This is a genomic window from Sulfuriferula multivorans, from assembly GCF_003851125.1.
In the GTDB taxonomy this organism is placed as follows: Bacteria; Pseudomonadota; Gammaproteobacteria; order Burkholderiales; family Sulfuriferulaceae; genus Sulfuriferula; species Sulfuriferula multivorans.
This window is the reverse complement of sequence record NZ_BGOW01000001.1, coordinates 74,619-88,218: the sequence shown is the minus strand read 5'-3', so window position 1 is coordinate 88,218 and position 13,600 is coordinate 74,619. Positions and strand designations below refer to the sequence as shown.

General features: G+C 48.0%; 19 protein-coding genes. 15 read left to right on the top strand and 4 right to left on the bottom strand.

What is annotated here, in order from left to right; translation table 11 throughout:
• Nucleotides 1–22 precede the first annotated feature (22 nt).
• The 14 genes from EI185_RS17900 (at nt 23) to EI185_RS00370 (ending at nt 11,923) form a co-directional block, all read left to right on the top strand.
• The gene (locus EI185_RS17900; protein WP_189836217.1) at nt 23–199 is read left to right on the top strand and encodes a hypothetical protein; all 177 of its coding nucleotides are present in this window, start codon (nt 23–25) and stop codon (nt 197–199) included.
• On the top strand, nt 196–708 hold the full coding sequence (locus EI185_RS00430; protein ID WP_223247586.1) for an NUDIX domain-containing protein: 513 nt from the start codon (nt 196–198) through the stop codon (nt 706–708). The genes EI185_RS17900 and EI185_RS00430 overlap by 4 nt, the downstream gene beginning before the upstream one ends.
• An 11-nt stretch (nt 709–719) precedes the next feature.
• The gene (locus tag EI185_RS00425) at nt 720–1,694 is read left to right on the top strand and encodes a glycosyltransferase family 2 protein (RefSeq protein ID WP_124703135.1); all 975 of its coding nucleotides are present in this window, start codon (nt 720–722) and stop codon (nt 1,692–1,694) included.
• Nucleotides 1,675–2,127, top strand: coding sequence for a GtrA family protein (locus tag EI185_RS00420; protein WP_124703134.1), 453 nt, complete (start codon nt 1,675–1,677; stop codon nt 2,125–2,127). The genes EI185_RS00425 and EI185_RS00420 overlap by 20 nt, the downstream gene beginning before the upstream one ends.
• Nucleotides 2,115–4,202: a TrkA C-terminal domain-containing protein gene (locus EI185_RS00415; RefSeq protein ID WP_124703133.1), complete on the top strand. Its 2,088-nt coding sequence runs from the start codon at nt 2,115–2,117 to the stop codon at nt 4,200–4,202. The genes EI185_RS00420 and EI185_RS00415 overlap by 13 nt, the downstream gene beginning before the upstream one ends.
• 283 nt (nt 4,203–4,485) lie before the next feature.
• Nucleotides 4,486–5,301 carry an aldolase/citrate lyase family protein gene (locus tag EI185_RS00410; protein WP_223247585.1) on the top strand — a complete coding sequence of 272 codons (816 nt, stop codon included), beginning with the start codon at nt 4,486–4,488 and terminating at the stop codon, nt 5,299–5,301.
• Nucleotides 5,298–5,966 (top strand): SDR family NAD(P)-dependent oxidoreductase, encoded by a 669-nt coding sequence (locus tag EI185_RS00405; protein ID WP_124703132.1) that lies wholly within the window; start codon nt 5,298–5,300, stop codon nt 5,964–5,966. The genes EI185_RS00410 and EI185_RS00405 overlap by 4 nt, the downstream gene beginning before the upstream one ends.
• The gene (locus EI185_RS00400; protein WP_124703131.1) at nt 5,957–7,036 is read left to right on the top strand and encodes a 3-dehydroquinate synthase family protein; all 1,080 of its coding nucleotides are present in this window, start codon (nt 5,957–5,959) and stop codon (nt 7,034–7,036) included. The genes EI185_RS00405 and EI185_RS00400 overlap by 10 nt, the downstream gene beginning before the upstream one ends.
• Nucleotides 7,033–8,049: a glycosyltransferase family 2 protein gene (locus EI185_RS00395; RefSeq protein WP_124703130.1), complete on the top strand. Its 1,017-nt coding sequence runs from the start codon at nt 7,033–7,035 to the stop codon at nt 8,047–8,049. Before EI185_RS00400 ends, EI185_RS00395 begins: the two co-directional genes overlap by 4 nt.
• Entirely contained in the window at nt 8,015–9,463 is a 1,449-nt protein-coding gene (locus EI185_RS00390) for a polysaccharide biosynthesis protein (RefSeq protein WP_223247584.1), read from the top strand. Before EI185_RS00395 ends, EI185_RS00390 begins: the two co-directional genes overlap by 35 nt.
• Complete coding sequence (locus tag EI185_RS00385) at nt 9,460–10,494, top strand: glycosyltransferase family 2 protein (RefSeq protein ID WP_124703129.1); 1,035 nt, start codon at nt 9,460–9,462, stop codon at nt 10,492–10,494. Before EI185_RS00390 ends, EI185_RS00385 begins: the two co-directional genes overlap by 4 nt.
• A 38-nt stretch (nt 10,495–10,532) precedes the next feature.
• Nucleotides 10,533–11,228 (top strand): glycosyltransferase family 2 protein, encoded by a 696-nt coding sequence (locus EI185_RS00380; RefSeq protein ID WP_442267870.1) that lies wholly within the window; start codon nt 10,533–10,535, stop codon nt 11,226–11,228.
• A gap of 129 nt (nt 11,229–11,357) precedes the next feature.
• Complete coding sequence (locus EI185_RS00375) at nt 11,358–11,555, top strand: type II toxin-antitoxin system VapB family antitoxin (protein WP_124703127.1); 198 nt, start codon at nt 11,358–11,360, stop codon at nt 11,553–11,555.
• Nucleotides 11,552–11,923, top strand: a complete 372-nt coding sequence (locus EI185_RS00370) for a type II toxin-antitoxin system VapC family toxin (protein ID WP_124703126.1) — start codon at nt 11,552–11,554, stop codon at nt 11,921–11,923. The genes EI185_RS00375 and EI185_RS00370 overlap by 4 nt, the downstream gene beginning before the upstream one ends.
• A gap of 57 nt (nt 11,924–11,980) precedes the next feature.
• Here the strand turns inward: EI185_RS00370 and EI185_RS00365 are convergent, their stop codons facing one another.
• Nucleotides 11,981–12,166: a hypothetical protein gene (locus tag EI185_RS00365; RefSeq protein WP_124703125.1), complete on the bottom strand. Its 186-nt coding sequence runs from the start codon at nt 12,164–12,166 to the stop codon at nt 11,981–11,983.
• Between EI185_RS00365 and EI185_RS00360 the strand changes: the two genes are divergently transcribed.
• A complete protein-coding gene (locus EI185_RS00360) occupies nt 12,166–12,708 on the top strand; it encodes an ATP-binding protein (RefSeq protein WP_124703124.1) in 543 nt (180 codons plus the stop codon). The two genes, EI185_RS00365 and EI185_RS00360, sit on opposite strands and share 1 nt — an antisense overlap.
• Here the strand turns inward: EI185_RS00360 and EI185_RS00355 are convergent.
• From EI185_RS00355 to EI185_RS00345, 3 genes are all read right to left on the bottom strand, one after another.
• Nucleotides 12,692–13,000, bottom strand: coding sequence for a type II toxin-antitoxin system PemK/MazF family toxin (locus EI185_RS00355; protein ID WP_223247583.1), 309 nt, complete (start codon nt 12,998–13,000; stop codon nt 12,692–12,694). The genes EI185_RS00360 and EI185_RS00355 overlap by 17 nt on opposite strands.
• A complete protein-coding gene (locus EI185_RS00350) occupies nt 12,997–13,245 on the bottom strand; it encodes an AbrB/MazE/SpoVT family DNA-binding domain-containing protein (RefSeq protein WP_124703122.1) in 249 nt (82 codons plus the stop codon). The genes EI185_RS00355 and EI185_RS00350 overlap by 4 nt, the downstream gene beginning before the upstream one ends.
• Nucleotides 13,246–13,358: 113 nt before the next feature.
• Complete coding sequence (locus EI185_RS00345; RefSeq protein WP_223247597.1) at nt 13,359–13,538, bottom strand: type II toxin-antitoxin system RelE family toxin; 180 nt, start codon at nt 13,536–13,538, stop codon at nt 13,359–13,361.
• Nucleotides 13,539–13,600: the final 62 nt, after the last annotated feature.

Here is a 13,600-nt window from a genome sequence, read left to right as displayed (position 1 = left end):
TTACCGGGTGGGGTTGCCTCAAATGATTGTGCTCGACACGCATATCCGGGTGAATTGGATACTGGGCAGCGATGCTGCCCAGTATCCGTCTATCATTGCCACCATGCAATCTGAAACCATTGGTAGACATGTGCCTTCCCTCGACAGAACAGAGCTCATGGAAAATATGCTCATCGAGCCATGGGATAGCAGCAAATGATGACGGCTAACCGCCTCGGCAACCTGGTGCAGGAATTGCAAGCTCTCACCGGAGACCCAACCAAAGGCTTGCCGGAGGAGGTGTTTCTTTATGCCAGCCAGATTACCCCGCTGGTTAATGTGGATCTGCTTATCAGGGATGAGGCCAACGGCGTCCTGCTGACATGGCGGGACGATGGTCACTATGATGCCGGTTGGCATGTACCCGGTGGCATTATCCGTTTCCGGGAAACCTTCAGCGACCGCATCCATGCCGTAGCGCGGCAGGAGCTGGGTGCCAGCGTCGTACATGACTCCGCGCCGATCGCCATCAATCAGGTCATACACCCCACAAACACCATTCGTGGTCATTTTGTTTCGCTGCTCTTTGCGTGCCGCCTAGCTTCACCTCTTGCTGAAACGCTTGCGGCGCATGTCCCCCCGGCAAAAGACCAATGGCAATGGCATAAGACGTGCCCCAAAAATCTGATTCCGGTTCATCATATGTATCGTCCCTACTTATTTGCTTGATTGCCGACTCAATGAAGAAACTGATTTCCATTGTTATTCCTGCCTACAATGAGCAAGATAACGTCGACGAACTGGCAAGGCGCTTGCAAGGCGTTTTTGCCGCCAACCCTGCATACGATTTCGAAGCCATCATCGTTGAGAACGGATCCTTGGATAATACCTACGAGAAATTGCTGGCGGTTCATAAGCAAGATAATCGATTCAAAGTCCTGCAATTGGCGAGAAATTTTCGAATGGATGGAGGGCTAACGGCTGGATTGAATTACGCCAGTGGGGATGCCGCGGTGATCATGACCGCTGATCTGCAAGACCCGCCCGAACTTATCACCGAATTCATCAAAAAATGGGAAGAAGGCTACGAGAACGTCTATGGCATTGTCACCAAGCGCAATGGAACCAACGCGATTAGGAGATTTAACTCTCAGCTGTTCTATAAGGTGGCAAATGGGCTAACCGGAGGCATGGTTCCAAAGAATGTCAGCGACTTCCGCCTGGTGGACAGAAAAGTCTATGAAACAATCAACTCAATACATGAACGGAATCGATTTCTGCGCGGTATTTTTGCCTGGGTTGGGTATAAATCCATAGGCATTAAACATGAAAGGGCAGAACGCTTTGCTGGCGTGTCCGGCGCGCATACCTTCAAGGTCATTGAACTGGCATTGAAAGGAATTTTTGCCCACACCTACATACCACTAAAATTAATCACCCTAACGGGCCTCGCCGTTTCTGTCTTTTCATTCATATTGCTAGCGGTGATCATTATAAAAGCAATCATCTGGGGGGTTCCATTCGCGGGCTTTGGAACGATCATGGCTGTCATGCTGTTGATGTTTGGCATTCTGTTTACAATGCTTGGTATTGTGAGTGAGTATGTAGGATTGATATACGAAGAAGTTAAGCAGAGACCCAACTATATCGTGTCGCAAACCCATGGGCTGACGATAGAGGGAGGCGCTCTAAAAAATGGGTCTCCTGAAAAATGAAAAAATTCGCTATTTGCTGGTAGGTGGATATAACACGGCGTTTGGCTACATCTTGTTTGCGTTGTTGCTGATGTTGCTCAAAGACCGGGTCCACTATCTGATTGTTCTGGTTATTTCCCATGTGATCTCTGTTACCAATGCCTACCTGGCATACAAGTTTCTGGTTTTCAAAACCAAAGGGCGCTGGCTGCATGAATTTGGCAAATTCAATACGGTCTATCTCGGCGTGCTGGCAATCAATCTGGTCGCTTTGCCAGCTATGGTCGAGTTACTGGGGACCCGTCCGATAGTAGGGCAAGCATGGTTTGTGGTCATCACAGTTATTGCTAGTTACCTCGGGCATAAACATTTTTCATTCAAAACACCTGAGCAAGCCCTTAATACAACAGAGTCCTCTAAGATTCTAAAGAGAGATAAGCAATGCCAATTTTAGAACGCATGCCGATAAATTTACGGTATCGATTGTCTGCACTATTCGTTATTGGTGTTTTCAACTTACTTATATTCAATCGCTATTTCCCTCTAAGTGAAGGATGGTGGGAAACATACGGTTATTTGTATAACTTGGGGCTAAAGCCATATCATGACTTTGATTTGGCGTTTACCCCTTTGTTTACGATAATCAATGGGTATTTGCTTGATATATTTGGAGACTCGTTTTTTTATTTGCGCCTTTTTGGCGTGGCCGTTTATTTGTTGGCCATATTGTGTCTTCAGTTATTTTTGGAGCAATTTTTTTCCGCAAAAGCATCCGCAATATCAGTAATTGTGGCGAGCTTTCTTTTGTTTTCCGAACCGCAATTTATCGCGAAAGATTACCATACCTATCAGTTGTTAATTGTTTCGTTAACTTTGCTACTGCATAGCTGGATAGCTGGGAATGCCAAATTAACAAAAATACAGAATTTTGGTGGTTCATTGCTGTTAGGTATGTTGGTATGCCTCATGATTTTCCTCAAGCAGAATGTTGGCGTATTGTTATATGCCGCACTTATGCTGAGCTTTGTACTGCAAAAAGGGGAATGGTTGTTAGCAAAGTTGTTAGGGCTGACGTTTGGCGTGATAATTGCTGTCCTAGCCATGTTGCCAATAATATCATTTGCAGATTGGCAAAATTTATTATTCTCAAATGATGCTAAGGGTAATCTAGTAACTGTGTTGGGTCGTTTTTTTATTGACCCAACAAATAGAAATATTTTAAAAAAATCAATGCTTATTGCAGGAATGTATTTTTTCTTCAGATATTTATTTTATTTTAAATCAGATTGGCAAAAAAAATGGATGAATTCTATCCATGTGCTGTTAAATAAACAACTTACGCAGCGTGCTTTATTCGCCACCAGTGTGCTGCTTATTATCGGCATTGCTATAACAAATAGCCTATACCATTTGCTACGAGAGCTAATAATTCCGGTTTCTATCGCGCTTTTAATTGTTCTGAGTTTCAAGATTTATCGAAGGTTGCGTGACGATGCTACTACTTCTGAAATTAATATTAAATATGTAGGGATTGTTTTTCCGCTTATTGCGCTGGCTTACAGTAATACTAATACTGCCAGCTTTGATTTTAACGGTATGCAAATTCCTATAGCGTTCACTGTTGCGTGGATTCTCAATAGAATCCAGCGATTTCCGCAGCAGAAATATTTCTTACTAGCGAGCCTGTTTTTTCTTGCAATTTTACCGAGAATAGCAATTGGTAAATTATTGGTTCCATACTCTTGGTGGGAAAATACACAGGGATCAGTATTTTCGGCTAGGTATCAAACAAATTACCCGGACTTAGCCGGAATATATGTTGATGTTAAATACAGAGATGTATTTAACATGATTAAGCTATATGTGGATCGTTACTCTTTATCACAATCGGATGTCTATTTCTATAATTTGCCTATTTTTTATGCACTACATAAAAAAATCCCTCCCTTCAGAGAGGTCGTCCAATGGTTTGATGTTGTTTCGTCAAAACAAATGGAAAACGAATTGCGGGCACTAAGAAAGCATCCACCTCGTGTGATAGTTGCTTTGGAACCATCCCCTGTCGCATTCGCCGTAAATAGAATATTGAAGCAAAACGAGAATTTGCCACAAGAGGATTTTAGAAATCAATTAGATCAATGGGTTTTCGAAGGTAAATATCGTCTAGTCAGAAGCGTTGCATTACCTACGCATAAACTTAATATCTCGAAATTAGAAATTATGCCGAAGGCAACTCAGAATGTTTTAATCCAAAATGTCAGCATTATTGGCGAAGATCTAGATAACGCTGTTCAAACAATCGGAGCACTTAAAAACAAAGTAAGAGTAGTGGAGGTTATTCGTAACGCATTAATATATCAACCTACACCAAGTTTTAAATTAAAAGCCGGGGATATGCTGACATTGCGAGGTAATTATCAGGATTTGATGGCGGTTTCAGATGAGTTGGGTGTGGCTCGTGATTTACCTAGAGATTGGAATAGTGTAAATATATATTTGAGAGAAGACGTTAATATTAATGGGAATTGAATATATTATAATTAACATAGACACGCTCCCCACTAATATTTACAGATCATGAAATATCAGAATTAGTGTTTGAGATAGCTAATTATTTATTTGAGTTTCCGATCTTGTGAAATATTCTAGCCGTATGTTCCGGATGTCCTGATAATGCGAATGGGTATATTGTGAGTTATTTGCAATGTTTATTCCTGAGTGTTTATGAAATGGCAGTTTTACATGCTAGGAGATTTATTTCTGAATATTTAACAACATATTTAAGCAAGTTTATTAACTAATTAAGGAGTTTATGTTGAACAAAATTGAGCGTGAAATGGTTGAAGTACTAACCGACCTCAGGGAAAACCATCACGTAGTTGGCGTGAAGGCCGAATTCGAAGCAGAGGGAACGCGACTCGAAGAAGCCATGCGCCTGAAGGAGGTGATTAGTGCTGCGGGTCTGGGGCTGACGCTCAAGATCGGAGGTTGCGAAGCCATCCGCGATATGTATGAGGCGCGGGTGCTGGGTGTCTCGCGCATTGTCGCGCCCATGGTGGAAACGCCTTACGCATTGAAGAAATTCCTGGCTGCGATTGACCTCGCCTTTCCTCAGGATGAAATCGAGCAAATGTCTTTCTCGATTAATATTGAAACGGTGACCACTTGCCAGAACTTTGATGAAATGCTGGCTATCCCCAGCATCAGGAAGCTGAATGGCATTGTCGTGGGGCGTGTTGACTTGAGTGGCTCTGCCGGCCTGGGCCGCGATGACATTAATAGTGATGCCGTTTTTGACCTGACCAGTAACATTGTCGCCAAAGCCCACGCTCACGGCTTGATTGCGGCTGTGGGTGGCGGCGTTTCGGCCGATGCGCTGCCCTTCCTGCGTAGATTGCCGACTGGGGCGTTGAGCTATTATGAAACACGCAAGGTTATTTTTAGCTGTCCGCAAGCGCTGGATGCAGGCACCGAGAAGGGTATTCTGAAAGCCGTGTATTTTGAATTGCTGTGGCTGAAGAACAAGCGCGACTTTTATGGAATGATTTTCGCTGAGGATGCTCAGCGCATTGAAATGCTGGAGGCTCGTTACAAGAGCGCCATGGAGAAATACGGGATTGTGAAGTGAAAAATCGCGTCGCCCTGGTCACGGGCGCCTCTCGCGGTATTGGCGCCGCTATCGCTGCGGCATTGGCTCGCGCAGGCGTACACGTGCTAACGCCTTCACGTACAGAAATGGATTTGGCTGTCCCCGAGTCCATCGAGCGTTATGTGGACACTATAGAAGGCCCCATCGATATTCTGGTCAACAATGCCGGCATCAATTTTCTGGCCGGCATTGATGAACTCGATTCCGCTACGTTAAATGCGACACTGCAGATTAACCTGGTTGCGCCGTTGCAGTTAACCCGGCTGGTTGCTGAGCGCATGAAGGCAAACCGATTTGGAAGAATCGTCAACCTCAGCTCGATCTGGAGCATCGTCTCGAAGGAGCGCCGGATGGCTTATGCGGCGAGCAAGTCTGCCATCAATGGAGTGACGCGTACGTTGGCGCTGGAGCTGGGGCCACATGGCATACTGGTCAATGCCATCGCCCCCGGTTATGTCAATACCGAGTTGACGCGTCAGAATAATTCTGCGGAGCAGATCCAGGCCATCAGCGACACTATACCGCTGCAGCGTTTGGCCGAACCGGCAGAGATAGCCGAGATGGTGGCCTTTTTATGTTCCGGAAAAAATTCTTATATGACTGGCCAGGTATTGGTAGTTGATGGGGGCTATGTATGCAGGTAATCAGGGTTCATTCCGCAATTCGTGACTATGAGGTGCATTTCTCCGGTTCGTTTGATTTTCTAACGGCATTCGAAGACATTCCCAACCGTTTCTACGTCATCGATAGCAATGTGTGGGAGCTCTATCGCGACTCCCTGTTTTCCCGGCTTGATCCTGAACTGGTCATGGTGTTGCCGATCGAGGAAGATCGCAAGAATCTTTATACGGTCATGGAGGTTTACGATGCGCTGATGTCGCGTTCGGCCAAGCGCAACATGACATTGATATCGATAGGCGGCGGGATCGTACAGGATATTACCGGTTTCGCCGCTTCAACCCTGTATCGCGGCATTAACTGGATTTTTGTTCCGACAACCCTGTTGGCACAGGCTGACAGTTGCATAGGCAGCAAGACTTCCCTTAACTACAAGAGTTACAAAAATCTCGTCGGCACATTCTTTCCGCCGAACCGGATATTTCTCAGCCCCGGGTTTACCAGGACCTTAAAGAACGAGGATTATTTCAGCGGATTGGGCGAAGTCGTCAAGCTGCACCTGATGGGTGGCGAGCAGCTCGCCCGCGAGTTAATGTTGAATCTGCCGGCACTGGCAGGCCGCGAAAATGCCGCGGCATTGCTTTCCGCCATCGAAAAATCCCTCGCCGTTAAACTCGGTTATATGCAGGACGACGAGTTCGACACCGGCAAGCGCAACCTGCTCAATTTTGGCCATTGCTTCGGTCATGCAGTTGAATCCACTTCAGCGTTTGCCATCCCGCATGGGCAGGCTGTGGTCATTGGCATGATGTTTGCCAATATCGTTGCCAAAAATCGCGGCTTGATGAGCGTTGCTCTTTTCGAACAGCTACACCAACAGGCGCTGAAACCGGCGCTTACGGCCCAACCAGACAAGGGCCAACTCGATACCGATGCCGTGTTTGCCGCAATGAAGATGGATAAAAAACGGACAGGCGATGGTTTGGTTCTTATCATGTTGATCAATGGTTTTGAGATGATCAAGATTGACGATTTGACTTATGCTGAACTGGACGCGGCGAATCATGAACTGCAGAAACTTATTGGTGTGGCGTGAAAAGCCACATCACTTGGGATAACCAGAAACTTGAACCGGTACTGATTACCTACAATCGTTCGGCTGATTTGCAGCGTACATTGGCCGCCTTTCTCGATGCCGGGCTGACTGGCATCAAACTGCATGTTCTGGACAATGCCTCGACGGACGACACGGCATCAGTCGTCGCTGCTGCTCAGGTGCAGTGGCCAAATCTTTCATATCATCGCAACCGGTACAATATTGGCGGCAATGCCAATATTCTGCGTGCGATTGAAATCTCGTCTTCAGAATATTCCTGGATATTGGGTGATGATGATGAGTGGCATCTGGAAAATATTGAAGATCTGATTGCCATCATCGAGAAAGGTGAGGCGGATTTAATAAGATTGGGTTGGCTTGCGTCCGCCGAATCCAAAGGCAGGAGCATTTCTGCCGTTGAGCTTGCTGGCACGGAAAAAATGTTCTTTGCGAGTATCAGTCAAATAACCAATACTATTGTCAGGCGTGCCATTTTTATCAAGTACTTGCCGCAAGCCTATATGAATATAGGCGATGCGTTTCCCCATCTCGTGCCTGTGATACTTGGGCTTGGTCGAGACAGTCTGATTTTATATACAATTCCGAATCAGATAATGACTTATAAACAAAGTAACGAACCCAGCTATTATTTCGGGGATTTGGAGTGGCACAATAGCTGGTTTAGAACGAGCCGTTTCTTTCAATCAGATTCTCTGCGGAAAAAATTTCTGCAGGATGGTATGGATTTCCTGACAAAAGATAAGCCAAGTTTTGTCAGGCAGTTTGTCTTGTTGCTCAAGATATCATTAAAATTCAAATCCCACGGCATGAAACAGGGTGAATATCTTTTGTCCATGTTCGCATATGGTAAGGGTTGGCGGCTGCGCCTGGCGGGAATTATCATGATTTATTCATTGCTGCCTGCATCAGCTGCAAAGTGGCTGCGACGGATTTATTTCCGCTTATCAGGACGGCCTGATGAAGGTCTCCATACTGACAGATCCAGACTTTAGTTCTTTTTATTTCTTCAAACCGACCATTCACACAAAGAATCCATTGCATTCAGCTGTCACACGAATTGTCAATAGAGTTGGGTTAAGCCGGGCAATTCTGTTCACCCTGTTTGCTCGAGGCTGGCAAATTATTGCCGCGCCCATCACCTTGTTGCTGGTGGGACACTATTTCAATTTGGTTCAACAAGGGTTTTACTATACTTTCAGCAGTGTTCTTGCATTGCAGGTGATATTCGAATTGGGCCTGGCATTTGTTATTACCCAGTTCGCCAGCCACGAATTCGCTGCACTATCCTGGGGTCATGCGGGACAAGTCCATGGCGATCAGAAGGCTATAAACCGTCTTCATGCCATCTTGAGACGATCCGTCGTCTGGTATGGTGGGGTAGCCTTGTTAATGGCGCTGTTTATACTCCCTGCCGGACTGTTTTTTTTTAGTAGCCATGAAACCGCAGGTTCGACTGTATCCTGGCAAAGTCCCTGGGTGGTATTGGTATTGGCGGCATCTGCGTACTTGCCAATTATTCCCATTTTGGCGGCCATTGAAGGCAGCGGGCAGGTGGCGCAGGTCAATCGGCTCCGATTGGTTCAAGGGATTTTCTCAAGCGCGTTGACTTGGGCAGCTATTGCCGGAGGAGCAGGCCTTTATGCGGCGGCTGCCACATTTATTGTCAATGTGATTTTTGGTTCTGGTTGGATTGCCAGAACTTATCCAGCCTTGTTAAGCGCGATTCGACACCAAAAGGATGAAGCTGGTCTTTCCGGGTTTTCCTGGAAGCGCGAGATATGGCCCATGCAATGGCGTATCGCGGTGAGCTGGGCATCGGGATATTTTATTTTTCAGCTGTTCACGCCCATTTTGTTTTATTACCACGGACCCGCCCAGGCCGGACAAATGGGGATGAGTCTGGTCATTGCCAATATGCTGAATAGTGTAGCGCTCGTGTGGTTGCAGGCGAATACGCCGGTGATGGCACAATCTGCAGCGCGGGCTGATTGGCAAACGCTGGACCGGGTATTTGCGCAGGTTTTTTGGCAATCGGTTGCAGTCAGTTGGGTGGGTAGTGTGGCGGTACTTGCGGTGTTGGAGTTGTTTTCCTCGTATCCGTTAGCACAACGGTTGTTGCCCATGACCGATATGGTTTATCTGCTGGCGGCATTCGCCCTGACGCATGTGATTGGAGCCCTGGCTTATTACCTCAGGATGCATAAACGGGAGCCCTTTATGTTCTTGTCCGTCTTGGGAGCCATTCAGGTGGCTTTGGCCATGTGGTACTTTGGACGCCGTTATGGCAGTACCGGGATGGTAATGTCACTGCTGGTGATCAATCTGGTGTATGGCTTGCCAAGCGCGCTATGGTTATGGCTGCGTTTGCGTAAGATTTGGCATCAGCCTGCAGGGCAGGTCAAATGAGTGATGTCGTGCTTTCTATAGCAATCCCGACTTTTAATCGGGCGGCGTGGCTACAGTTATGTCTGACGCAGCTTCTACCGCAGCTGGCTGCGGTGGGAAATGACGTTGAGGTAACTGTATATGACAATGCCTCGCCGGATCATACCCAGGAGGTTGTTCAATCCTTTATCGCGCAAGGATTTCCGCTCGGCTATTTTCGTAACGCTGAGAATATCGGCTCCGACAGGAATATCGCACAATGTTTTAATCTTGCGAAAGGGCATTATGTGCTCATCCTAGGGGATGACGATGTTTTGCTGGACGGTGCATTGCAGAAAATCCTGGCCTTGCTGGGAACCGGCGACTATGGAGCTGTTTTTGTGAACGCCTATGGCTACAATTTTGATTTTCTCAAGGAACAGCCTACCCAGTTTTTTGCGGGGAAAAAAGTTTATCGCGATGCCAATGAGTTCATCAAAAAATGTTTTGTTAGGGCGACATTTATTTCATTCCTGATTATAAATAAATCCAGTTGCAAAGATTTGGATGCGAACAAGTTTGTCGGTACGTCGCTGGTTCAAACCTATCTGTTTTATGAAGCGGCCTTTAGCCGGCCGGAATGTGTATACGTCAACGAATACCTGTTGGCAGCAAAGCGTATTGAACGCAAGGATTACGATGTAATCGGGATTCTTTGCGGCCAATATAATCGCGTGCTTGAAGCTTTCCTGGATCGGGGACTCTCGCCTGTCACTGTGAGCGCAATCAATCGCAAGCTGTTGTGGTTATTCCTGCCTTTCCATTTGCAGCTTCTTCGCGCCTCCGATACGCCAGAAAACCGCGTTGCAGAAGTCTATGCGGAATTGCATGGGCGTTATTATCGGGAACCTTTGTTTTGGCTCTGTTGCATGCCCATTTTGAAATTCCCAGCCCGCTTGGCGCGTCTTTGGGGCTATGGCTGGATTATCCTGGGCAGGCTGATAAATGGTGAGGTGGGGCGCCTATGGGTGGCCCTGCGAGGAAAAATAAGTAGAAATGGCGCCGGGACATGATTACCGTGTCTATCGTTACTCATGGTCACGCTGCAATGGTGGCGCAATTGCTGCGCGATCTCACGCAATGCCCCGAGGTAACACGTATCGTGCTGACGCACAACATGCACGAGGCAGCGGTTGCCATACCGGAAACGCTGGCCAGCAAGGTGGTCAACGTAAATAACCTCGTTCCAAAAGGCTTTGGTGCGAATCACAATGCGGCTTTCCGCCATTGCCAAACGCATTATTTCTGTGTGCTTAATCCGGATATCAGGTTGCTTACGAATCCTTTCCCGGTGTTGCTGTCTGTGCTGAAAAAGACCAATGCGGGCGCGGCGGCGCCGATTTCAGTGAACGCTGAGGGAGTGGTCGAAGATAGTGTTCGGCACTTTCCGCACCCCCGTAGCCTGGCAGCAAAAGCATTTGGACTGACGGACGGGAGCTATCGAAGCAGGCCCGGCGCAGAACCTTTTGCCGCCGACTGGGTGGGGGGCATGTTTATGCTGTTTCGATCAGCGGATTTCAAAGCTATCCACGGTTTCGACGAAAAGTATTTTCTTTATTATGAAGATGTGGATATTTGCGCACGTTTGTGGAAAGCCCATCGCCGGGTTGTTGCCTGCCCGCAGGTGACGGTTGTACATAATGCGCAACGCGCCAGCCGTCGGGATTTACGCCACATGCGCTGGCATTTGCAGAGCATGACGCGCTATTTCCGTAAGTATTTATTCAGGCTGCCTGTTGCCAAATGAAGCGCCAGCGCAATGCTTTGTGCTGATAGGAACTGAGGTGTTGTGTGATGCAGTTAGGATCCATGGCATGCATTGATTGCAGCATCATTCGATGTTATAAAGTATGCATCATTAACGGAGATAATGATCATGCGTACTACCCTTGCACTTGATGACGACTTGATGGAAAAAGCCCAGGCATTGGCCGGCCCTATGGAAAAGACTGCCTTGGTTCGCGAAGCTCTCAAGGCATTGATCCAGCGCGAGAGTGCCAAACGATTGGCATTGCTCGGTGGATCAGAACCTTTGCTTGATTATGTGCCACGGCGCCAGTCTGAACCGGCATGATTCTGGTCGATACCTCGGTCTGGATAGACCATTTACGGCATGGTGATGTGGAATTGACGAGGCTTCTGAACACAGGTCAGGTCCTGACTCACCGGTTTGTCATTGGTGAGCTGGCCTTGGGTAGCTTACAGAATCGCAATATCGTGCTAACTACCTTGCAAAACCTGCCGCAGGCCACCGTCGCCTCGGATGAGGAAGTATTGCATTTCATCGAAAACCATGCGCTCTTCGGCAGAGGAATTGGTTATATCGATGCACACTTGCTGGCGGCTGCGCGGCTTTCTCCCGGCGCGTGGCTATGGACGCGTGACAAGCGGTTGTTGGCAGAGAGTGTCCGGCTTGGGTTGTGCGTGAACATGACTCATTGATCCAGCGGCGACTTTGGATATGCCGGGTTGATATTTATCGCGTAATACGGTACCTCTTTATAAAAGCTGCACTCGTTCCCCGGCATTAATTGCAGGAGCGGCTTTAGCCACGAAACTCAAATACATCGCGGCTAAAGCCGCTCCTACATCCATCAAATTATTCTCGTTCTTATCGATCGTTGGAATGACATCGAATTCGTATTTTATTTGCGACTTTTTTGCATTTGTTGTGCGCTTAGTCAATGAAACGCTACCTTGAAGAGTTGGTATTGAAAGATTTGACCGCCAAGATGGTAGTGTTGACTGGACCGCGGCAGGTGGGGAAAACTACGCTTGCTCGTCAGTTGATGCAGTTGTTCGGGAATGCTCAATACCTCAACTGGGATGTGTTGCCGGACCGGGGTGTGTTGCAGCGCCAGTCATGGAATCCACGCGCCAAGCTACTCGTCATGGATGAGATTCGCAAAATGCACGACTGGAAGGGCTGGCTGAAGGGGGTGGTGGACGGGCGTTCGCCCGAGCAGGCATTGTTGGTGACGGGTAGTGCGCACATGGAAACATTTCGCCAAGGGGGCGATTCGCTGGCGGGTCGTTATTTTGCTTTCCGCCTGCATCCGTTTTCGGTGCGCGAGTGGTGTGAACAGCAGCATGTGGATCCCGCCGATGCTTTGGATCATTTGCTGGAAAGAGGCGGCTTTCCGGAGCCGTGCCTGGCGAGTGACTCAGTGCAGGCCGATCGCTGGCGTGCACCATTCAGGATTGCTCCGGCTATGGAGAAAACGTGATTTGTAATGCGTCCAGTGCTTCAACAATTTCAACTTCGGCAATGCGCTTCATCAGTCTGGATTTGTCCACGGTGCGAATCTGATCCAGCATGATCTGCCCCGCTTTGCCGCTTAACGTGACATCTGCTCTAGTTGGCCATGACTTTTTGCTGCTGGTAATCGGCGCCACAATTACCACCGGCAGACTGCGGTTCATTTCATCCGGCGACAAAATAACGGCGGGACGGCGTTTTTTCGCTTCGCTGCCCACCGTCGGGTCGAGATTGACCCAATAGACTTCACCGCGCTTCACCAGCTATCACTATCGCTAGTGACAAGATCAGCATCCAGCCATGCATGGTCTTCTTCGGTCAGATCACAGCCACCTTTGGCAAAGCTCGCTTCCCATCCGCTGCGTGGCTCTTTGACTGGCTTGAGGATAATGTTATGCCCACGCGCCTCAATCTCGATACGCTCAGTCATGCCCGTCTGGATGAGCATGGCTTTGGGTAAACGCACACCTTTCGAGTTGCCGATTTTTACTAGTTTCGCTTCCATATCGATCACCTAAATGTAATTACTTAGTAAGTATATTTATTTTGGGATGGTTGTCAACTTAATGAATTGAATCTCGCTCACCCACCTCGCCCAGCATGTTTGGTGCTTACCGATTAGTTGCTCCGGTTGCTGGTCTCGATCACGCAAAGCGCGCCGTCCAGTATGTCGCAGATGATTCGATAGCCGCCGATGCGGTAGCGCCTGTATGCGCCGAGACGCAGGATGGTGAGCGCCTTGCCTGTGGTGCGCGGGTCATCGAGCACAGCGAGGCGTTGTCGAAAAAAGCTCGTGATGCGCTTGACTTCGACGGGGTGAGCCGGGGGGGGCAGCCATGTTCAGCGGTACCCTTATTTTT